Origin of the sequence: Micromonospora sp. NPDC023888 (assembly GCF_040639415.1) — a bacterium.
Classification (GTDB): Bacteria; Actinomycetota; Actinomycetes; order Mycobacteriales; family Micromonosporaceae; genus Micromonospora.
Genome location: NZ_JBEZZW010000012.1, coordinates 54,868 through 75,713 on the forward strand (window position 1 = coordinate 54,868; position 20,846 = coordinate 75,713).

Here is a 20,846-nt window from a genome sequence, read left to right on the forward strand (position 1 = left end):
ATGGCCGGTCATGTGACGGCTGCTCCGGTCGTCCGGCCGGCGGGTACGATTACACATGTCCACCGCGACCAGTGCGGAAGCACCTGGCTGGTCGCTTAGGGTGCCCACCGCAGTGTTCGCGATAACGGCGGCAGGAGCGCTGCTGACCATTCCCGCCACCGTCGTCATCCCTTTAGTGGACTGCGCGAGGACCGCGCATTACGCCGCACGAGGACGCTGGCCAAATCCGCCACCGCCGCCGGCAATAAGAAAGCCTCACGATAAATCAAGGAGTCTTCAATATGGCGAACCACGCCGCTGACCTCGCTCACAAGAACCTGCTGAACGTCTTCGGCGAACGCGATCCCCAAACGCGTGCCACGGTGATTCGCGAGATCTACGCCGAGAACGTGACCTTCGCCGATCCGGAGGAGGTCGTCGTCGGCTGGGACGCGCTCGACAACAAGGCCCAACGCCTGCTGGACGAGGCACCCGGGTTCGTGTTCCGCTCGGTCGGTGAAGTCCGGACCGTCGACAACCTCACGTACCTGGCCTGGACCTTCGGCCCAGAGGGCGTGCCGCCGGTGGCGACCGGCGCGGACATCTCGATCGTGGAGAACGGCCGGATCACCCACCTGTACACGATGCTCGACGCGGCACCGGGATCGGAGTAGCCGGCGTGAGTCTGCTGAACGATCGGCAGATGCTGCGCGACCTCGTCGACGCCTACGGGAAGCGATGACAAGTTGGTCGTCCTTTCAAAGAGGCGCGGATTGCGAACAGGCCGCGGACCCGTCCCGCGGTGAAGGCCACAGGGCCGCAGAGGGGGTGGGTATCCGTGGTGCGTGGACGCCCACCCCCTGCTGGGCGGTTTGGGTCAGCGCGATGCGTGAAGGCGACTGAACGCGGGATCTGGAAGTCCACGGAGATGCGCCGGTTACTGGCCGAGCACGGGCTGGAGATCAGTGCGGGCAAGGTGTCGGCCCTGTGGACGACGACGCCGACGTCGATCCGTCTGGACGACCTCGACGTTTTCTGCGCCGTGCTCGACTGCACCCCGGCGGAGCTGCTGTTGCATGACCTGCGCAGGTGAAGGCACGCCGCGACGAGCTTTAACGCGCCGCCAGCGCCGACGTGGCACGAGGCGCGGTGAACGCGCGTTGCCAGCGGCAGATCCGGACGCCACCCTGTTCAAAGATTCTTAAAGATCGCAGGTTCGTCAACCTGAACGTCCGAGGTGTACGGGCTACCTGCTGGGGTGGCCGCGCGTCCTCGTTCAATCGCTTCACGCCGTCTCGGGTGGCGTGGCGGCGAACAGCTGCGCGACCAGTTCGCGTCGGCTGCGCACGGAGGTCTTGGCGAAGATGGCCTTCATGTGGTCCTGGACCGTGAGGTTGGTCAGCGAGAGGATGCGGGCGATGTCGCTGGTGCTCCTGCCGCGGACTACATGGAGGGCCACCTCCTGTTCGCGGGGCGTCAGGCCGTAACCGATAAGTGCGATGGGGACGACCTCCGCCGGTGACGCGACGGTGGTGACCACGCATATCCGGCCGTCGGCCCGGCCGTCGAGCAAAGAGGCGTGCACGACGAGCCAGGTGCCGCGTCTACTGCGCACCCGGGCGCGGGCCACCTTCATCCGTCGCGCCCGCCCCGCGACGACGAGGAAAGAGGCGGGCATGTCGAGTTCAGGCTGATCCGCGTTCAGCTCGGCGATGAGTTTGCACTGCCACCATCGGCGGTACTCAGTGGACCGTCGATAGGATGGGATCGTCGCCACGACGACGCGAGGGGGAGCCGGGCTGCACACCGGGCTCCCCCTCGGCGCGTCCCCCGGCCGGTGACCGGGCCGGTTCCGCCGAAACCGGCCAGGCCGGACGGTGGGCGTCCGATGATCAGGGCATGTGGGAGCGGGTCGACGTGCCGTGCGTCGGGGGGCCAGTCGACGGCCGCTCCCTGCTCGTGCCCCTCGACGACGACGGGTCGCCGCCCGAGACGATCGACCAGTCGTAACTGTGGATCGAGTGCGGTGGCGAACTCCTGGACGCTGACGTTGACGGCGTGTACGAGCTGGAGGGTCAGGCCGGCGTCGGGCCGCCCTGGCTCTACGTGTGGCTGCCGACCCGGCCTCCGGGCGTGCGCTGACTTCGGACTCCGCAACGGTCCGGTGAGTGCGCCGCGCTTGCGGCTGGCCCCGTCTTCGGGGAGGTGATCTCCACGAGCAGCGCCACAAGACGAGACATCTGTCATCTCCGCGTCAGGGTCGAGACGCAGTCTTGAATCGCAATGACAACATCGACCGATAAAAATTCTCTCATTCTCGGCTGGAGGATCAGCGTGACTGGCAAGCCAAGGAGACGAGCACGGGGATTTGCCGCCACACTGCTGATTTCGATAGTGCTCACCGGAACTTTCGGGGCATCGCCTTCCGCGACAGCCACAGGGATCGGTGCCGCTGGCGAAATGACAGCAACGGGCGGTTGGGAGTTCGTCAGAAACTATCCCTACGGGCCCGCCGCCGAGGCCGCCTGCTGGGCTGCGGCGACATCTCTAACGAGCAGCACCGGCATTACCCACTATTGCTTTCATTACGGCGATTGGCTGGTTCTCATGCGACGGGGCCGAGGCTGATCGACGCGGTCGTGTTGGGGCGTCGAGGTCGGGCCCCAACGCCCCAACTGACGGAGATCACCGCCCCGGCAGCCAAGACGTGAGCGGGCACATGGTGCACGGTAGCGGTGAGCGCTGCGCAGCCCATCAACCAATCCGCAGCGCCGCTCTGCGCGCGAGTGGCGGCGGGTTCGTACGCTCGCCGGTGCTTGAGGCCGCACCATTTTCGGACAGCTGCGGGCAGATGTAGATGACCTTGACCTGTCAGGGTGAAGACGCCCTGCGGGTCCAGACGGACGACGATTAGCCCGGCGCGCTCGTGAATATGAAGGCGGGTATCGCAGCCCCATCCGAGAGCGCGGACGATCATACGATCAGCGATCCGGCCACTGACATCGATGGCAGCCAGGCCGTAGACCGAGGAGCCTGCCCGGCGTGCGGGGAGGTCGGGCAGGGGCAATGGGGGGCGCCGCAGCATCGCTCCTAGCCGCCGGTCCGTCCCCTGGCTCTGCGCGGGACGCGTCGACGGTGGGATCAGAGGGGCCACGGTCACATCAGCCACGGCGATCACCGCCGCCGAGCGTCGCATCCGTCGATGCTGTCGCGGAGATGCGATCCGGGTGGTCAAGCGAGCTTGACCACCCGTACGTCAAGTACAGCAGGGATGCTTCAAATCTGTGTCCGAGGGGCGACACGATCCATTGCCCCACCGCCGATGACGCTCAGCGCAACTCTGAAGCTCGCGCAAGTTTAGCTGTGGTGGTGACCTCTTCGGCTCGGCCGGAGAGGTCACCAGCCTGACGGGCCTGCTCAGGGCGATGCACGTGGGATCGGTGTCTCAGGTGACGGAACCGCAGCAGGCTTCAGCCCGCTCACCAGCACCGCTCTGGCCGTACATGCTTGCCATCGGCGGAGGCAGGCGCGGACGTCGTCCGAGCGGTTGCGACGAAACGCGCTATGAGCGGAGGTCAGGTGCAGTGCAACGGTGATCCTCGGTGCCGACCGGGTATTTTTCAGGCGTGACCGAGTACGGCGCTCTGCTGCACGCCTACGGCCTCGCCGTGGACACCCCCGGCCATCTGGCGGCGCTCGTCGGCGAGGACCCGGTGGCTCGCAGGAGTGCGATCGAGCAACTGTGGTCGGCGATCATCCATCAGGGAACGCCGTGGACCGCGACCCCGCCGGTCGCCCTCGATGTGGCCGCGCTGCTCGCCGACCCGCGGGTGACCGATCCGAGCCTACGTGCCGAATTGCTCAACTTCCTGGCCGCGGTGGCCGAGGCGGGCAGCATCACGACCAGGGACCTGTCCTTGCCAGACTTCGACGTGGACGCCGCTCTGGCCCAGGCGCTCGCCGATGGCGACGAGGAGGGGATCTGGGAGGACGAGCGGCTGCAGGGTGCCCTCTACGTCCGGGCCGTGCTCGGTTGCCGGCAGATCGTGCCCGCGTTGCTGGACACGGCCACCGCGGCGGTGTCCGATCCGTCCCCGCAGGTCCAAGCCGCTGCCGTGCACACGATCGGCGCCTGCAGTGGGGTCGCGCCCCTCGCCTGGAGGAGCTGACCCGGGCGGCCGGGCCGGACGAGTGGGATCTATTTGGAGCTTAAGATCAAGTAACGACCGCACTCCCGGCGATGTGTGAAAAGTGGTCACGGTCACATAGGAAAGTGGCGGTCAGAAACGTTGACAAACCCCTGTGACATGGCCCGCCCACGGCGGCTCAAAAGTGACACAGGGGTGATCCAGGCAACGGCGATACCGGTCTATGGGCTGATCGCCCGACCCCCCATCGTCCGACGGGGTGGTCCGTGCCGGTTAACCCCCTGGTTACTGACCGGTCACGCAGCGAAAGAAAGAACGTTTTCGCTGGTAAACGTCTTGGGGGGCCGATCCGCTGCAACGGTCGGCCCCCACTCCCGATGATGACCCAAGTCCAAGAGAGAGCATCATGGGTAAGCGGCGAGATGAGATTCCGGGCCATACCGGTTGCCTCGCCTCGCTGCCCACTATAGAACGTTGTTTACCACCTGTCCGGCAACTCATCCCGAGCGATGTGTAAACAACACCACGCCTTTGTTCACCCTAAAACGAGTAAACAACTCGTGTTTGGAGCCACCGGCAGCGAGTTTCGCCTATGCGGACGCGGGTCGTGTCCTCTGCATCTGGAAGAATGTGGGGGCGCGTCAGCGAGGACGCCGGGCTGCAACCTGGCGAGTCACCCGGACTGATGAGCATCCCTTTGTAAGACCCAAGTCCGGGTGGACGACCCGCAGCGGGGGCTGCGGGTCCTCTGCTCACTCGAGAGAGGACCCCAGCCCGTGCGCGCCCAGCGTTCACGGCGTGGTGGGATCGGGAGCACCAACGCCTCAGGCAACTCCCCGACCCTCACCGCCACCGTCGCCGTCACGGCGACCATGATCCTACTGATGGCCTTCAGCATCATCTTCTGGCTGCTGGGCAACACCACCCTGGCCGCCGTCGCCGGCACTGGTGCCTGCACTCTGGCGGCCGACGCCATCCGCCGCTACCTTGGCGTCACCGCCGACCAGGGGCACCGTCCGCCGGAGGTCAAGGTGGACAACGACCCCGGGCGGGATGACTAATGAGCGCGGGGATCGGCCGGCCTGAGAAGCCGCTCGACCCGGCCGCCGGGCCCGTCGCCCAGTTCGCCTACTCCTTGCGCCGACTGCGCCACGAGGTCGGCAGCCCGTCGTACCGGACCCTGGCGAACCGCACGTACTACTCGGTCTCCGCGCTGTCCATCGCTGCCAGCGGAACCCGTTTCCCGAGCTGGGCATGCGCTGAGGCATATGTCCGGGCGTGCGGGGTCGGTGGCGACGACATCGTGCATTGGCACCGCCGCTGGAGCGCCGTCGACGAGCACGTGCGCGCCCAACGACGCGCCCAGCGTCAGGCGGCGAAGAACCGCCCGGCAGTCGCTGTCCTGGAAGTGGCGGACGTCCCCCTTGTCAGCCCGGCACCGCTCCCGGTTTTGGAGCTGCGGTACATCGACGCGGACCCGGCCCTGGTGGCGACGCTGGAGGAGTTCCTCACCGCGCTGGACCAGATGCGCATCGAGAAGGGGCTCAGCCTGCGGCAAATAGCTGAACGGTCCCGGCTCACCAATCTTCCTCGCACCACCGTGTCGGGAGGGCTCAGCCGCTCGCAGCTGCACGACATGCTCAACGGCAAGGCGCCGCTGCGTCCGAGGCAGGTGGGTGCGTACCTGCTGGCCTGCGGGATTCCGCAGACGCGTGCCCTGACCTGGCTGACTCGCCTCAACCAGCTGGTCGAGCACGACCGCCGGGCGAAGGCCGCGCTGGCCGCGCTCAAGGCCAACTCGACAGAGACCATCCCGGCCACCGCGGTGGTCTCCACCCCGCCCAACAACACGAAGAACGTCGGGATCGAGGAGACCGTCGAGCCCGGCCAGCGGGGTAAGCACCGTCGGTCCAAGCGCTGGACGACCTTGATCAGGCAGGTGCTCATCGGCCCGAAACGCGCGCGGAGTAGGCATGATCCGGCTGCCGTCCGGCCGGCACGCGCTCCGGTCCCCGGAGCACCGCGCGGTGTGTCGGGGACTCAGAATCTCAGTGCACCGACACCCGAAGCTGCGGAAACCTCACGACCCTGACGGAAACCGCGTACCTCACGCGCTGAACAACTGAAGGTAGACGAGGGCGGGGGTGCCAGACGGCACCCCCGCCTCTCGCTGCTTGGCAGTGCTGCGCGGCGGTGCCGTCCCGTCCGGTAGTGACCGTGGACTGGGGGCGGCTGACGCCGACGTTGCAGGCGGGGGAGTGGACCTGCCTCACGCACGGCGCATCCGTCCGCTCACCGGCGGCGTCGTTCCCGCCTGTCCACGCTGCGACGCGCTGGCCCATTAAGTGCGGGTCGACAGGTCCGCTAATACTGCAACGGCAGTAGGCGAATCGAGTTCGGCTCGCGTTCGTTGGTCTGCCTGTGACGGACGTTGATGTCGATCAGTGGCATGGGGAGTTGGACCGGTTGCATGCCCGGATCGGGCCTCGGTTTCGCCGCTCGGAGCCGCGGCGGCGGGCGCGGCAGTACCTGTGCGGGCTGGTCTCCGGCCTGGGCCGTAAGAACGGCTGGACCCTCGCCGAGCAGGCCGGGGACGTGTCGCCGGACGGGATGCAAAGGTTGTTGCGGTGGGCGGACTGGGACGTCGACGCGGTCCGTGACGACGTGCGGGACTACGTGGTCGAGCACCTCGGCGACCCGGCCGGAGTGCTGATCGTGGACGACACCGGGTTCCTGAAGAAGGGCACCCGGTCGGCCGGGGTGCAGCGCCAGTACTCCGGCACCGCCGGGCGGACGGAGAACTGCCAGGTCGGGACGTTCCTGGCCTACCGCTCCGCGAAAGGCCACGCACTGATCGACCGGCAGCTCTACCTCCCGGCGTCGTGGACCGATGACCGGGACCGGTGCCGAGCGGCGGGGATCCCGGGCGAGGTGCAGTTCGCCACGAAGGTCCAGATGGCCCGGGAGATGCTGGCCCGCGCCTTCGACGCCGGGGTGCCGGTCGGGTGGGTGACGATGGACGAGGCCTACGGGCAGTCGAAATCCCTGCGGGTCTGGTTGGAACAGCGGGATGCGGGTTATGTGGTCGCGACCCGCCGCAACGACGACATGATCACCACCAGCATGGGCACCGCCCGCGCCGACCAGCTCATCGCTAACCTTCCGGCCCGCGCGTGGTGTCGGCTGTCCGCCGGCGCCGGGGCCCACGGCCCCCGCGAGTACTGGTGGGCGCGGGTGCCCGTGCGGATCTGCTGGCAGCCCGGCCGGGGGCACTGGCTACTCGCCCGGCGCAGCATGACGACCGGGGAGATCGCGTACTACGTCTGCTACGGACCCCGCCGCACCCGCCTGGTCGACCTGGCCCGCATCGCGGGGGCACGCTGGGCGATCGAGGAGTGCTTCCAGCAGGCCAAGAACGAAGCCGGCCTCGACGAATACCAGGTCCGCGACTGGCGAGCCTGGTACGCCCACATCACCCTGTCCATGGCCGCCCACGCCTGGCTGTCCGTGGCCCGATCCCTTACCGCAAAAGGGGATCCAGCCCCGACGGCGACATGATGATCGGCTACACCGTACCGAAGATCCGAAGACTGCTCACCGCACTCATAGTGCGATCAACCCACCCATCAGAGCGCGTCTGGGCCTGGTCTCGATGGCGCCGACGACGCCAACACCAAGCCCGAACCTGCCACTACCGACGACACGGCTACCCCTGACCAACTGCCGTTGCAGTACTAAGCGCCAGCTCGTCGCGTCCGCCCCCGCGCGCTGCTCTGAACCTGAGCGGCACCCCCTGGGCTCGGGTGAGGTGATGGGGGAAGGACGCCCTGCCCCTGCCCGCCGCCGGCTACGCACCGCGGTCACCACAGATGGGCGTGCCGTCGATGCCCGTCGACGACCTACTACCCCCCGGCTGGTGGCGACCTCACCGGCGAGCGATGCCAGGGAATCAGGGGCTATCGGTGGCGACGGGGATGCCGACGGGGCCCGAAAATTTCTCCGAACGTCCCGGGTGGACACGGCGTGTCGGCCGGGTGTTGTCGGCGCTGTGTCGGGTCGCTCGGTTACCGTCGATCTCGTACCGCTGATGTGACTTGCTGTGGTTTCTCCCGCGCGTCCGGCCTGCTTTCCGGAGCGTTACCGCGCGGTGCTCCGAAGCTCGGGGCGGATGGGAGAAAGCACGGTGAAGGAGCAGCAGGGGCAGGACCCTCCACGGGCCACCTCGCGTACCGAGCGGGTGTGGCAGATGGCGAGGCCCGCGCTGGAGTTGGTCGCCTTGGCGGCGGCCTACCAACAGCACGAGGGCCTTGCCGTGGCGGCGAAGGCCCTCGCGGTGCTGGGACAGTCGACGGTGACGTGGTTGCTCGCCAGAACTCACCGATGACGTCCTACTGAAGGAGCGGGCGGGGAGCGAGAGCTTCCCGCCCGTTCTCTTTTACTACGTCATCAACGATAAGACGGATGAGGTTGTGTTCAAGTACCGCGATGGTGTGTTGATTTATTCCCTCCGGTGTAGCAGACCGGTCCGCCGGCCGTAAACCTCCGTCACCGACGACCGCAGCTGCTGCGTGCGTTGACTCCGGAGCGTGCTTCCTGAGAACGACGGCGATCAACCGCGATGGTCACGGGCAGGTAAAAGCCCTGCCTGACCTGGTCGTCCGGGCTGCCGCCGGGGAGTCAAACGCCGGTTGCGTCGGGAAGCTGGGCCAGCACGTCCGGTGGCGTTGGTTCGACCGGCAGCCGGCGTGGCTCGGTGTGTTTGTCCGGTCCGCACCGGCTGAACGGCCCGTACTCGCGGCGAGGTGCGGGTCGAGGTGGTCGCGCCACCAACTGCTCATGCCGGTCTGCGGGGCGCTGACTCGCAACGTATACCAACGACGGCCGGGCAGCGGTCCGGCTGGCGACCCCGGAGCGCGCCGCCAGCCGCCACTATGGCGAGGGCCTACTTGATGCCGGTGCGGTACTTCATCGCGCCGACCTTGTTGCCGAACATGAAGAACAGGGCGGTGACGATCTGGGCCTGGTCTTCTTCGTTCAGCGGCTCCCACACCTCGTAGATGTCCTCCATTTCAAGGTCGCTGGTGCTGAGGGTCCGCTGGTTGAAGAGCCGGCGGGCCGCCTCGTGCTGCTCGTCGGTGAAAGTCAGCACCGGCACCTGCTTTCGCAGGTCGTACTGCTCCGGCAGCGGCGTTCTGACCAGTTCCTCCGGGTAGCGCGCGGACATGATTCGCATCGCCGTGTTGACCAGGTGCAGCGCCAGGAGAGACCCCATTCCCATCTGGATGATCCCCATGACCTCGTCGAACGAGGCGGCGTCGGAGATCCCGATCGGGGTGTCGATGTCGTTGTCCAGACGTTCCATCGTCAGCGCGAAGTTCTCCAGCACCTGGCCCGGCTGGATGATGATCCTGTCGTCGCCGTCGAGAATGCTCGCCCGAGGGTGATGGTGATCCATGAACTCGTTGACGGCGCGGTCGTTGTCGTCCGGCGGCGGGGTGGGTCGACGGCGGAACAGGCCCATGCTGAGTCTCCCGAGGTGTCGATGACGAACGTGAAGGGTCACCGTACGTCCAGGGTATGTCAACTCTCAGCTATGTAATGGTCTGTGGCCGACTTACAAGGGACACACCCCCCTTGCATTCTCGGCCTGCCGCAACGTCAGTGACGTCACCGCTCCGCCGTCGGCCGCCGCGCGCACGAGGCGAGAACCGCGTCGACCAGCCCACCCAGCAGTCTTCCTACCGGGCGTCGCCATCCACTACACATAGCGTGTGGATCACCTCTACTGGAACCTCGGCACCTGCGCGGGCGGCGCCGTGTTCGAGGTCGGGTTGCGCGGCTCGACCGCCCGGGTCTGCCTGATGGGCGACGACGAGTACCAGGCGTATGTCGACGGTGACGAGTACGAGTTCTTCGGCGGCTTCTACGACCTCACCCCCGTGGTCCTGGAAGTGCCCTACGACGACCATTGGTGGCTCGTGGTCGACAGCAACCCGGACAACATCAAGGTCACCGTGAACCAGGTCTTCGACGACGACTGACTAGCCGCCGGCCCGGCCCCACCACGATGCGACAGCTTCACCGATGAAACCCGCAACGGGGCGGAGCAAGATATGGCCATTGCTTATCGATCTGCGACCGGGCGCGGTCGCAGATCGGCAATGGGGGAGCGGGCGGTGCCCGCCGCGTCGGCTTGGCCGACCCTGGTAGCCGCTGGCGCAGACGTCGCCGGCAACGCTCTGGGTTCACAGTGGCGTCAATGGACAGTGAACAGCCTGCTCCGCGCCGCAAGGCCCGCCATCGTGCCCACAATCGTCCGGGTCGCCCGTACGCGGTGTTGCTCAGGCTTTCCAATGAGGAGAAGGCCGCCATCGACGCAGCGGCGGCGATCGCGCAGCTGACCGCGACCGGTTACGCGGCGAAGGCCGCGGTCGCTGCCGCGTCTGCGGCGCAGGCACCCGGTGCCGCGACCGGCGATTTACGCGATCTGCAGCACGAGCTGTTCGCCGCTCGCCGTGCCGTGGTGATGTTCGGCAACAACGTCAACCAGGCTGCTGCGGCGTCCAACGCCACCGGCCAATTGCCCGACTGGGCCACCGAGGCCGTCCGGCTCTGCGCGGCGGCGGTGGCACGGCTTGACGAGGTGATCTCCCGGATAGATAAGAAGCTGCGGTGATCACGCGGGTACACCGGCGCGGTTCGCGGGTCGGTGGCCTGCTGCGCTACCTGTGGGGGCCAGGCAAGGCAGAAGAACACGTCAACCCGCATCTGGTGGCCGCCTGGGAAGGCGCCGGCGCTCTGACCACCCTGGAGCCCGAGGTCACCGCCAGCGGTAGGCGGGATTGCCGCGCGCTGACCGCGATGCTGGAGCAGCCGGTCCGCGCTGGCTACCGGCCTCCGATCAAGTTCGTCTGGCATGCCAGCATGCGACTCGCCCCCGAAGATCGGCATCGCACCGTCAGCGATACGACCTGGGCGAACATGGCGGTGCAGATGCTCACCGAGGTCGGCGTCGCGACCACCGCCGCCGATCCGGGCCTGCGGTGGATCGCCATGCGCCACGCCGACGACCACGTACACATCGTCGCGACGCTGGTGCGCGAGGACGGCCGTACCAACTGGTTGCGCAATGACTACCCGCGTTGCGTCGAGGCCACCTACAACGTCGCCCGCCGCTACAACCTGCGCCGCCGAGTCCCACCGGCTGACCGCACCGCCCCCAGCCGCCCCCACCCTGCCGAGGTCAGCAAAGCCCGTCGTACCGGCCGGGCACGAACGCCCCGGGACGAGTTGCGCCGGCGGGTACGAACGGCCGCGGCTGCTGTCGGGTCGCAAGAAGAGTTCTTCGCCCGACTACGGGCGGCAGGGATCCTCGTCCGGCTCCGGCGCAGCAGCATCGATCCCCAGCAAATCACCGGGTATGCGGTGGCACTCCCCGACGCCCGTACCGCCGGCGGGCAGCCGGTGTACTTCGGCGGCGGGCGGTTGGCGTCCGACATGACCCTGCCGAAGCTGCGGCTGCGGTGGGGCGCTCCCACGCCCATGCCGGCAGCGCCGGCGGTCGGCCGGACCGAGTGGGTCGCCGCGATGCGCCAGGCCGCCAAGGTGGTCACCGCGGCCGCCGACGACATCCGCCGCGACGCCCATACCGCGCCCGGACGGGCGCAGGCCGCTGCGGTCGCCGCTGCGGACCTGCTCACCAGCCTGGCCTACATGATGGAAGGTGACCGGCGCGGGCCGCTGAACCGGGCCGCCGAGGTGTTCGACCGCGCAGCGCGGGACCTATACGGCCGGGTTCAGAAGTCCACCAGCCGCTCCCAGGAGATGCGCGCCATGTCGCGCCTGGTAGCGCTCCTGGGTCGCGTCTCCGGCGACGACGACACCATCGCAGCCCTCGCGCTGGTCATGGACCTCGCCCGGCTCGCCGACACCCTCGAACAGCTACGAAATGCCCAGCAACGCCTACACCAGGCCGAAGCGGCCCGGACCGCAGCCGACGCCCTTCGGCTGGTAGCGGGCGGCCGGCAACGGGCGGTAACGCTGCCGCTAACTCCGACATCAACACCCGCACCGACAGTGAGAGGCGGCCGGCGTACCGCGCGCGGCCGCTGAGCAGGCAAGGGAGGTGCACGTGCCGCACCCGCAGCAACACGAAGACCCGATGGCCGAGACCCGCCAACAATTCCTACAAGGGCTGGCGACGATGGCGACCGTCGGCGAGGCCGGCGCCCGATGGGCCGCCGTCGGCATCCAAAACAAGGCCGCCGATCGAGAACGCGAGGCTCGCCGCGAACATGCCGCCGCGACGGCCCGCCGCGAAGCCGACCGGCTGACAGCGAAGGTACGGGCGGACCGAGAGTGGATGGCGGCGTCGTTGGACGGCGATTGGTTGGTCAACAAGGCGACCTTCGCCGAAGCCGCCGCCGTTTGGCGTACCGCGACGATCTACGTCAGCAGCGACCCGGTAGCCCGGCGGGCGGCCGAGTTCGCAGAGCAACGGCTGCGGCAGATCCGGCCGGACCTGATGGCCGCCTACGAACGCCACCGGCAAGCGGGAGCATCGATCCCTGAGGCCATGCGTACCGCTGCCCGGGAGGTGTGGGAGCGCGACGCGCGCTCAGGTTACCGCCAGCACGACGCAGCTCGTGCCCACGGCGGCACACGCGACCCGCGGGGGATCACCCCGGATGGCCCGGCCGCGCTGCCGTCGGGTGGCCGTGCGCGGGTCGACGGCTTCGATGCCGCCGTTAGGCAGGAGGCGATGAGGCTGGCCGAGTACGTCAGGCCGGAGGCTCTCGATGAGTTGCAGCGCCAGTGGCGCGCCACGGGGAAGCTTCCCGCTGGCGATCCGGTGCAGCTGCTCCGTGACCTCGCGGCAGAGATGAACCAGGCGATCAGGGTCGGCGAGGCCGACGGGCGGCCGGTCGAGGCGATACGCCTCGCTCAGCGTCACGTGGAGGAGGCCCTGGCCCTCGATCTGAAGAGTCGAGCGGCTGCCGAGCACGGCGAAGGAGTCCGCGACGGCGGGACGGTCGACAGTCCCCGCGCCCCGGCTGACGAGCACGCAGCCGGACAGTCGGCGAGCGTGCTACACGACGACAATGCCGATCGCCTCGTCGCGTCCGCAGCTGCCGTCCACCACGCTGACACGCTAACGACGCCGGCCTGGGTACAGGCCTTCCCAAAGCTTCGCGTAGCCCAGGTCAATGCCGCAGTCACGGGGAAGCACCCAGCGGCAGCGGCCACCGCGGTGCCGATGCGGGGCAGGACACGATGACGACCACCACGTCGCAGAGGATCCCTACTGACGCGGCTACCCAACTTGACGAGCTCAGGGCTCAGGTGACGAGGCTGACGGTGCAGGTTGTCGAACTGCAGCAGGCCCATGCCGAGCGCGCCCAACCCGGCGATGAAGACGATCAGTCGCCGCTGTATTCGACAGTCGAGCAGTGGGTGACCACCTACCTGCTGCCGACCTTTCCGCGCCCGGTCGGCGAGGTCGGGCTGACCCGGTGGCACTGGTGCGAGCAATGGTGGCGCCACGACGAAGCGGTCACCCGGCTGACAGCCCTGTGGTACGGCTGGGAACAGGCCCGACTGCAGATGACTGGCATGCTGCCCTGGCTGCGAGAACTAGATCATCAACTGCCCATTCTGTACGGCGACGACGGACCGTTCCGGAACTGCGTTGCTGGCGGCGATCTCGGAGAGCCCCGACACCGCTTGGCGCTGGAGGTACCGGCCCACCCCGCGCCAGAGAACTGGTGGAGTTGGTGGCACTGACACCAGGCCGGCAGTGGCGGCGTGCGCGCTCACGTACAAGTAATGCTTCTCGCCATATGTCCCCCAGGTAAGGCTATGGCGAGTGTCGTAGCGGCCAATCAGAGGGTGCCACACGGGCGGAACTCACTGATTCGTCGGATCGTCGAACTTCTCCGTCCGGCGCAGCCGGACCTTCCGGCGTCCGCTCGCAGTCACTTTCTCAAGGGTGAGCTTTCCCTCCTCAAGCATGCGGCGAACGAAGCCCTGCCAGGCCGGCAAGCCGTAGTTCGTGACCCAGGAGGCCCGGCTGTCCGCCTCGGGCGAATAGTTGCGTGCGTTCACGATAATCGGACCCCGGGCCAGAATGATCTGTGACTTGAAGTAGTTGTCAATCTCGCTGACGCTGTCCGCGGTGTCGTTCTCGATCCCGAGGGCCCTCGTGATCCTCGACCTCCCGACAGCTAGCTCGCCCTTCGTCAGCAGCTCCAGCACCTGTTTGTAGGAGTCCCCGTGCAAAGCCGCAGTCGTTGACTTCGACAGGTCGAGCCGGTCAACGTGGCTCGCGATCAGGTGAAGTTCGACCCCCGGTCCCACTACTAAGCTCTCGATACGGCTCTCATGCAACGACACCCGCCCGGAACCGCCGAGTTCGAGATTCTCCATCGTGATCCGTCGTACGGCACGATCACCATCCCCTACCCCCTGCACCTTCGCCCACAGCTCTCCGAGACTGATCGTTCCCGGATGGGAGTCGTCGTACGGCTCCAGTGCGGCGACCCGCTCCTGCAGCGAGGCGATCAGATCGGTGGGCGCATGGCCGGAGCGCGTCTGCAAGATCGAGACGATCAGCTGCGCGCAGAGCGCGGAGATCGGCACGCTGAACAACAGTGCCGTGGCCTGGTCGGGGGTCAGCCGGGCGACCTGCATGGCGAGAAAGTGCTCGGCGATCGCGAGATGAGTAAAACTGAACGAGTTTTCGTCCTCCGACCACTCGGCGCTCATCCCGCACAGCGAGCCGAGCCGGCGCTTCTCGGGGTTGGCGAGCTCGCGTCCCAGCGCCACTTCAGCCGCGAATCCCAGGTCCTCCTCGGAGACCTCGGGGATGACCTTTCGGGCACTCAGGTCCGCGACCTCGCAAAAGATCGCGGCCAGTGCCTCGGTGTCGAAGAGCTCTGTACCGTCGGGGCCGCGCAGCTTGCCCCGTTCCCGTTGGAGGTACCGATCGACGACGAACTCGAGAAACTGCAGTTGTGGCGTGGAGCGCGCCCACGCCGCGTAGGCCAGGCAGAAGAACGGCGTAGTCAATAATTGCCGAAACTGTGGGGACAAAATTTGGCCCACCGACTCGACTGGTAGCCGGCTGGTCAGCTTCCGCAGTTGCTCCTCTCGCCAGGGAAGCAGTTCGAACGCGACCACGTATGGCGGCCAATCCATAGCGGACTGCGTTTCCAGGCTCTGCCGGAGCCTGGCTTCTGCATAGCTGGACCGCGCCGAGAGGATGACCGTCCCCCGGCCCCGCAGCTCGTCCAGGATCGGCTTCAGTCCGGACAACGGATTATCGTAGGTACGAAAGCCGAGCATCTCGTCGAAACCGTCGATCACCAGAATTGCGAGACCTGCGCGGCACAGTGCGAGGGCGGAGGTCTTGCTCAGGAGTAAGGTGCTCTTCGCCCGGTTGTCAAGCAGCGTGTCGAGACTGTTTGCGCTCTCCTTGCTCGACGAAATGTAGATCGCGAGCGGCGTCAGCTCGTCACCGGCCGTGAGCGATTCGCGAGCGTACTGCAGGAGGCTGTACGTCTTTCCAGATCCGGCCTCGCCGGTCAAGGTTATGAGGGTCGTGTAGCCCCGGTAAGTGTCCGACATGGCGGTGATCTGCTTACATGCCCGCGCGATGGTCAGGTCTCCGCCGTCGCCGATTTGGCCGTCAGCGACGCGGACGAGGGCGGGCACGTCGGGGACACTGCGCCTCAGATCGCCGAACAGTTCTTCGCTGACCACGCTCTCTAGCCTGACCTGCTCCTCAAGTTCCTCAAGGAGACGCTCCTTGAGGAGCGGCCAGTTGCAGATGTCGGCCAGGAACGCCTTGTACGGCTGAGGCCCTAACTCGGACTGCCAGACCCGGGCACCATCGAGCTGCAGCCGGAAACGGTCGACACGCGGGATCGTGCCGCCGGAGGTACGCAGCTCCCAGCGAACCACGATCGGATTCGGCGGATCGACCAGCGTCTGGATCGAGTCCCGCTGGGCGAACCCGCGAAGATCCCTTTGGATGTCGAGGGCGAAGCTCTCGAGCTGGCGGTCGCCGCCCTGCGGCTCCAGTTTCTGAAGCGTGTCGAGCACTCGCGGCTGAGCGATGTCGGTCGCTGGGCCTTTCCGCGGCCAGTAGGTCGCCGAGCCTTCTGAATAGTCGTTGAGCGCCGCGAGCTCACCGTCAATGTCGATGAAGAACGGCTCCAGCCCGCTGATGTGTCCGTGTGCGTAGATCTTGACGATCTTTTCCGCGTTGGTGGAAACCACCCGGTACAGAGCGTCGGGGTCGACCCTCTCGGGGTCCGGGCCGCCGTGGAACACCTGATTCCGCATTCGCCGAACTGATGTGCCTGAAGCCACCTCGACGTCGATGCTCTCGGCGACGTCCAGAGCAGCGACCTCGCAGGTGCCGCAACGGAGCGCGGACCGGTTCAACCGTACGTAGTTCGACCAGGCGTCGAGCGAGCCCGGCGTCATCAATTTGGTGCGACCCTCGGCGGCGGCGGCGCAGAGAAGCCCAAGCACTCTCAGCTGGAACTCGACGTGTGCCAGCGTCTTCAGTGGCTCCCCCTGCCGCTCCGGGGCAGCCACAAGGTCACTGATGGTCACGTCGTCTCCCGTCGGCGGGGGCCGGTCAAGCAGGGATTGTCGCATGTAGAAAGCTAGTTGATGGCCTGTTAGCCGCTGATTGTCTTCGGCAGGAGACTGGGCCGGCCGCCGGCCGCCGGCCGCCTAGTGCCGGCTATCTGCTTACCATCGTCGGAGTCGTCGGCCGGTCAGCATGGTGCCGCACGGCGCGAGAGCCGCAGTCCCTGCACGGCACGACCGGGCGTAGGACAGCCACACCCGAGAACATCAGCTGGCCCTTCCACGAGGACCGGCCTCCGCTGTTTGTCGAGGCGATCCTGCTGCTCTGCAACACCGACCAACAGCCGTCCATCGTTGTTGATCGCTGTCTCAGGGCTGTTGATGTATTTCGGCACACCATCCGCGGCGCCGCGCCGGCAGGACCAAGGAACGCCACAGCATGCCCGACCGGGTCGCGTACCGGGAAGATGACCCGGTCCCGGAACACATCGATGAGTCGGTCCGGCTCCCTCGAGGCGGGTCGACAAGCCTGCCGACCAACTCCTCCGCCGTGTAGCCAACCGGGCGCACGTGACGCATCAGCGAACTCCAACCGGGTGGTGCGGACCCGACCCACCACGGCCACTCCCGCTACACGACGACGCCAAGACCGCGTGCGGCGAGGTAGGAACGGGACCGTCGGCGTGTTTGAGTTGGGCGCGGTAGTAGGTCACCGCTACGTCGACGGCCGCCGGCAGCCGTCCAGTCTCGAGCCCGGTGCCGCGTACCTGTTACGTCGTTCGGTTGAGCCGAGGTGCGCCCATGGCCTACTCCGATATCTAAGCTAGCTTCAGCCGGCCCGTCCCCGCCAGGAGCGCTGCACCATCCGATCCCGGCGAGCGGCGCGGGTGCGTTGCGCCTGACGAGTCATCTCAGCGGTGGACGCCACGACGGCCGCGGTCAGCCGGTCGGCGATTGGCTCGTCGTACCAGGGCAGCAGGTTGAGCATGGACACCTTCACGCCGGTGGCGAACAACAACGCCGAGCCCTTCGGCAGTGCCCGGATCCGCGCCGGGTCGAGGATTCGCTGCCGGCGCACCGACGTCTGGTACGAAGTGTGGCCCTTCCCGTCGCGGGTGCGGGAGGCGACGGTGACGTCGTGCTCGCCAACGAGCCGGGACAGGTCCTCAGCGAACCGCGCGTCGTCGATGCCCGCGCCGACCAGTTTGACTGTGGCCGCTGACCAGAGCGCGTCCATGCCCTGCTCACCCCACACCCTGGTCCCTTGCCGGTAGGACTGCAGAATGGTCAGCGGGATGATTCCCCGGCTGCCGAAGTGGCTGTACAGCTCCGGCAGGTCCGCGATCTTGCAGATGTTCGCCGCTTCATCCAGGCAGGCGACCAACGGCGGATCGAGCCGGCCGCCGTGCGCCTCGGCAAGCGCCATGGCGGCACGCAGCACCTGGTCGGTCAGACCAGCGACGAGCGGTGCCGCCGCTCCAGCACCGTCTTTGGACAGGAGGTACAGCGTGTCGGCGCTCTCGACGAACGCTTCGACGTCCAGCGCCGGCAGCGGCAGGTCTGGTGGGGTGACCCAGGCCATGATGGTCGGGTTGGCCAGGCACGCCGCCGCGGTGCGGGCGGTTTCGTAGAGCCCTTCGCGGGTCTCCGGTGCGCCGGCCTGCCGGCCGGACATGGCTCGGGCAGAGGCACCGAACCCGTGACTCTTGAGGATCGTCGCAGGCTCCCGCGACGTGGAGTCCGACAACCACGCCTGCACCAATGTCAGCGTCCGACCCTCCAGCGCGGCAGCCAGGATCAGCGACGTGAGCAGGTCCAGCGCACCCTGGATCCAGAAGTCGTCACTGCCCTGCGAGTTGCGGACCTGTTGGACGAAGTGGTTAGCCAGCCGGTGGGCGTCCTCGACGTCCTCGACGGCGGCCAGCGGGTTCCACCACCAGCCCTGCGGCACGTGAGCGATGGACTGCGGGTCGAACACCCACACGCTGCCATGCTCGGAGCGAGCGGTCGCCGTCGTGGCCCACAGGTCGGGTTTGTTGCTGGTGGCGAGGGCCGCCCCCGGCGCGCCGAGGAGGGACTGCACGGCCAGAGCGGTGGTCTTTCCGGCGCGGGGCGCCATCACTGCAAGGATTACGTCCTCCCATGAGGAGTAGAGCCGAGGACCTGAGCCGCGCCGCTGCCGATGCGCGCCGAGCACGATCCCAGCGGACTCGGCTGAGATCTCCTTCACCGCCGCATCCGCCAGGCCGTGCCGTAGGCGCCTAGCCCTGGCGGCCACCGAGGGCAGCGTCATCGCCCGCACCTCGGCCGGGCCAGCCAGCGACGGCAGTGGGTCCTCGGCGTCGGGCTTGCGCCCCTGCCACCACACCGCCGCAAGGGTGACCAGGCCGAGCAACACCAGCAACAGCACCGCGTAGACCAGACCGACGACGGTGGGGGACACCCCGGGCCATATCGTCGACCATTCGGTACGCAGTAGGCGTTCCAGGTACGCCGATCCGAAGCCGGGCCCAGTGGCCGGCCGCCCGGTCACTGCGGCGGCGATCCGTCCGGCCAGCCAGGACAGCCACATCAGGGCGATCGCCGCCCACACCAGCCCGAGCATCAGAAACGGCGTCACTGGGCCGCCGGCGGTGCCGCGCGGCTCGACGGGCCGGGTGTTCATGGCTGCACCTGCCGGATCGCGGCGTCGGTGTCGTAGAGCTCCCACTCGTCGCCGACAAGTGTCAGCGAGACCGGCAGTCCGTTGCGTTCACCGGTCTTGATCAGATACTTGCCACGGCCTGGATGCACAGAGCCGGCGAACCATGCTTCCGGTGCGGCCCACGACGCGACCAGTTCCCGCTCAGGCCCCGACAGCTTGATGACCTCATTGACCCGGTTCAGTTCGCGGGGCGGCAGCCCGGCCAGGATCTTGATCGCGGACCGTTCGATGAAGCCCTGCGCCTTGGCCCGGTCCTCCGGAGTCGGCAGAGCGTCGAGGTCGGCGAGGGAGTGGGTGACCATCACGCTGGCCATTCCTCTTTGCCGGTTGAGCCGGGTGAGCGCGTCGGCGTGTTCGACGAGGCCGGATGCGCCACGCAGGGCTCGCCACAGCTCGTCCATCACGCCGAGGTACTGCCGGCGCGGCGCGAGGCCCTGATCGGCCAGCACGGATGCGGCGTCGACCATGCCGAAGCCGTACGCCCAGGTGCAGAGCATCGCGGCGGCCACCAGTTGGTCTCCGGCGGCGGCGACCTGGGAGATGTCGACGCTGACAGCCGGGGCGTCGAGATCCAGGGGCTTGGTCGTTGGGCCGTCGAACACACCCCTCAGGCTGCCCTCGCACAGCAGCGCCAGGGTAGGCACGAGCTGGTCGACGCGGCGGCGGTACTCGCCGTCGGTACGGGCCCGGGCCGCAGTGAGCAGCTCGTCGGCGCCGGCTTCGACCAGGCTCAGCACGTCCGGCACCGTGGGGTCCCGGTCAAGGCGTTCGGCGAGTACGTCGATCGCCCGCCCGAGGATGACTTCCTCGGTGTTGTTGAGCGCCTGGCCTCGCACCAGGGCGCACAGCGCAAGCAGCAGCGACATGCGCCGGCCTCGGATCTCGAGGCGCAGTTGCCGGGCGTCGGCGCTGCCCATGCGGGCGAGGGCTCTGCCTAGCGGGCCGGAGTCCAGTGGGTTGAGCCGGTCGAGGCCGCGGCCGACGCGGATGACCTGTCCGCCGAGGTGCTCGACGAGTCGGGTGTAGTCGGGCTTGGTGTCGCCGAGGATCAGGGCGCTGGTCCCGAACCCGGTCATGCCAGTGATGAGCCGTTTGACCACCGTGGACTTGCCGACGCCGGGTTGGCCGAGGACGAACACGCCGGGGTTGGTGATGAGGCCCTCGCGGAGCCATTCGAGGGGGTCGAGGCAGACGACCTCGCCCCACAGCATGTGCCGCCCGATCGGTACGCCGATCGTGGGTGCCCCGGACCCGGCGACGAAAGGGAACAGTCCGCACAGCTGGACCGTGGTTCCCTGGTACTCCATTCCGGGGGAGATGTGGCTGGCTCGGCCGGCGCCGGGTGTCCGTACACCCCATGCTGGCGCCGGCGCGACCGCGTCTGCGGCAGCGGTGCTCTTCATAGATCTCTCCTG

Annotated in this window: 17 protein-coding genes and 1 pseudogene; 12 read left to right on the forward strand and 6 right to left on the reverse strand. The window is 67.6% G+C overall.

Annotated features, from left to right (window positions below; all coding sequences use genetic code 11):
- Positions 1–281 precede the first annotated feature (281 nt).
- Complete coding sequence (locus AB0F61_RS13505) at positions 282–653, forward strand: nuclear transport factor 2 family protein (protein WP_357808282.1); 372 nt, start codon at positions 282–284, stop codon at positions 651–653.
- Between the two features lie 254 nt (positions 654–907).
- Positions 908–1,054, forward strand: a pseudogene (locus AB0F61_RS13510) (helix-turn-helix transcriptional regulator); the annotation flags it as partial.
- 210 nt (positions 1,055–1,264) lie between these two features.
- On the opposite strand, the gene AB0F61_RS13515 reads toward AB0F61_RS13510, so the two are convergent.
- Positions 1,265–1,756 carry a helix-turn-helix transcriptional regulator gene (locus tag AB0F61_RS13515; protein WP_357808285.1) on the reverse strand — a complete coding sequence of 164 codons (492 nt, stop codon included), beginning with the start codon at positions 1,754–1,756 and terminating at the stop codon, positions 1,265–1,267.
- Positions 1,757–3,605: 1,849 nt separating this feature from the next.
- Between AB0F61_RS13515 and AB0F61_RS13520 the strand changes: the two genes are divergently transcribed.
- From AB0F61_RS13520 to AB0F61_RS13540, 5 genes are all read left to right on the forward strand, one after another.
- Positions 3,606–4,148: a hypothetical protein gene (locus AB0F61_RS13520; protein ID WP_357808288.1), complete on the forward strand. Its 543-nt coding sequence runs from the start codon at positions 3,606–3,608 to the stop codon at positions 4,146–4,148.
- Positions 4,149–5,011: 863 nt separating this feature from the next.
- Positions 5,012–5,188: a hypothetical protein gene (locus tag AB0F61_RS13525; protein WP_357808292.1), complete on the forward strand. Its 177-nt coding sequence runs from the start codon at positions 5,012–5,014 to the stop codon at positions 5,186–5,188.
- A complete protein-coding gene (locus AB0F61_RS13530; RefSeq protein ID WP_357808295.1) occupies positions 5,188–6,219 on the forward strand; it encodes a helix-turn-helix transcriptional regulator in 1,032 nt (343 codons plus the stop codon). The genes AB0F61_RS13525 and AB0F61_RS13530 overlap by 1 nt, the downstream gene beginning before the upstream one ends.
- Positions 6,220–6,584: 365 nt before the next feature.
- On the forward strand, positions 6,585–7,685 hold the full coding sequence (locus AB0F61_RS13535) for an IS701 family transposase (RefSeq protein ID WP_357808298.1): 1,101 nt from the start codon (positions 6,585–6,587) through the stop codon (positions 7,683–7,685).
- Positions 7,686–8,295: 610 nt separating this feature from the next.
- Positions 8,296–8,511, forward strand: coding sequence for a hypothetical protein (locus AB0F61_RS13540; protein ID WP_357808301.1), 216 nt, complete (start codon positions 8,296–8,298; stop codon positions 8,509–8,511).
- A gap of 238 nt (positions 8,512–8,749) precedes the next feature.
- Here AB0F61_RS13540 and AB0F61_RS13545 read toward each other — a convergent pair whose 3' ends face one another.
- Positions 8,750–8,965: a hypothetical protein gene (locus tag AB0F61_RS13545; protein ID WP_357808304.1), complete on the reverse strand. Its 216-nt coding sequence runs from the start codon at positions 8,963–8,965 to the stop codon at positions 8,750–8,752.
- Between the two features lie 104 nt (positions 8,966–9,069).
- On the reverse strand, positions 9,070–9,648 hold the full coding sequence (locus AB0F61_RS13550) for a hypothetical protein (protein WP_357808306.1): 579 nt from the start codon (positions 9,646–9,648) through the stop codon (positions 9,070–9,072).
- A gap of 250 nt (positions 9,649–9,898) precedes the next feature.
- Between AB0F61_RS13550 and AB0F61_RS13555 the strand changes: the two genes are divergently transcribed.
- The 5 genes from AB0F61_RS13555 (at position 9,899) to AB0F61_RS13575 (ending at position 13,910) form a co-directional block, all read left to right on the forward strand.
- Positions 9,899–10,168 (forward strand): DUF1883 domain-containing protein, encoded by a 270-nt coding sequence (locus AB0F61_RS13555; protein WP_357808309.1) that lies wholly within the window; start codon positions 9,899–9,901, stop codon positions 10,166–10,168.
- A 218-nt stretch (positions 10,169–10,386) separates the two neighbouring features.
- Positions 10,387–10,803: a hypothetical protein gene (locus tag AB0F61_RS13560; protein ID WP_357808312.1), complete on the forward strand. Its 417-nt coding sequence runs from the start codon at positions 10,387–10,389 to the stop codon at positions 10,801–10,803.
- Positions 10,800–12,239, forward strand: coding sequence for a relaxase (locus AB0F61_RS13565; protein WP_357808315.1), 1,440 nt, complete (start codon positions 10,800–10,802; stop codon positions 12,237–12,239). The genes AB0F61_RS13560 and AB0F61_RS13565 overlap by 4 nt, the downstream gene beginning before the upstream one ends.
- A gap of 19 nt (positions 12,240–12,258) precedes the next feature.
- Positions 12,259–13,404, forward strand: coding sequence for a hypothetical protein (locus AB0F61_RS13570; protein WP_357808317.1), 1,146 nt, complete (start codon positions 12,259–12,261; stop codon positions 13,402–13,404).
- Between the two features lie 80 nt (positions 13,405–13,484).
- Positions 13,485–13,910, forward strand: a complete 426-nt coding sequence (locus AB0F61_RS13575; protein ID WP_357808320.1) for a DUF4913 domain-containing protein — start codon at positions 13,485–13,487, stop codon at positions 13,908–13,910.
- Positions 13,911–14,033: 123 nt separating this feature from the next.
- Here AB0F61_RS13575 and AB0F61_RS13580 read toward each other — a convergent pair whose 3' ends face one another.
- The 3 genes from AB0F61_RS13580 to AB0F61_RS13590 form a co-directional block, all read right to left on the reverse strand.
- Positions 14,034–16,748: a hypothetical protein gene (locus AB0F61_RS13580; protein WP_357808322.1), complete on the reverse strand. Its 2,715-nt coding sequence runs from the start codon at positions 16,746–16,748 to the stop codon at positions 14,034–14,036.
- An 808-nt stretch (positions 16,749–17,556) separates the two neighbouring features.
- A complete protein-coding gene (locus AB0F61_RS13585) occupies positions 17,557–19,392 on the reverse strand; it encodes a TraM recognition domain-containing protein (protein WP_357808324.1) in 1,836 nt (611 codons plus the stop codon).
- Positions 19,389–20,834, reverse strand: coding sequence for a hypothetical protein (locus AB0F61_RS13590; protein WP_357808327.1), 1,446 nt, complete (start codon positions 20,832–20,834; stop codon positions 19,389–19,391). Before AB0F61_RS13590 ends, AB0F61_RS13585 begins: the two co-directional genes overlap by 4 nt.
- Positions 20,835–20,846: the final 12 nt, after the last annotated feature.

Bases quoted from the DNA above. Each gene is read 5' to 3' on its own strand.
- AB0F61_RS13545 (WP_357808304.1), bottom strand. From the start codon at position 8,965: ATGAGCAGTTGGTGGCGCGACCACCTCGACCCGCACCTCGCCGCGAGT.
- AB0F61_RS13550 (WP_357808306.1), bottom strand. From the start codon at position 9,648: ATGGGCCTGTTCCGCCGTCGACCCACCCCGCCGCCGGACGACAACGAC.
- AB0F61_RS13525 (WP_357808292.1), top strand. From the start codon at position 5,012: ATGGCCTTCAGCATCATCTTCTGGCTGCTGGGCAACACCACCCTGGCC.
- AB0F61_RS13530 (WP_357808295.1), top strand. From the start codon at position 5,188: ATGAGCGCGGGGATCGGCCGGCCTGAGAAGCCGCTCGACCCGGCCGCC.
- AB0F61_RS13560 (WP_357808312.1), top strand. From the start codon at position 10,387: ATGGACAGTGAACAGCCTGCTCCGCGCCGCAAGGCCCGCCATCGTGCC.
- AB0F61_RS13540 (WP_357808301.1), top strand. From the start codon at position 8,296: ATGGGAGAAAGCACGGTGAAGGAGCAGCAGGGGCAGGACCCTCCACGG.
- AB0F61_RS13585 (WP_357808324.1), bottom strand. From the start codon at position 19,392: ATGAACACCCGGCCCGTCGAGCCGCGCGGCACCGCCGGCGGCCCAGTG.
- AB0F61_RS13590 (WP_357808327.1), bottom strand. From the start codon at position 20,834: ATGAAGAGCACCGCTGCCGCAGACGCGGTCGCGCCGGCGCCAGCATGG.
- AB0F61_RS13505 (WP_357808282.1), top strand. From the start codon at position 282: ATGGCGAACCACGCCGCTGACCTCGCTCACAAGAACCTGCTGAACGTC.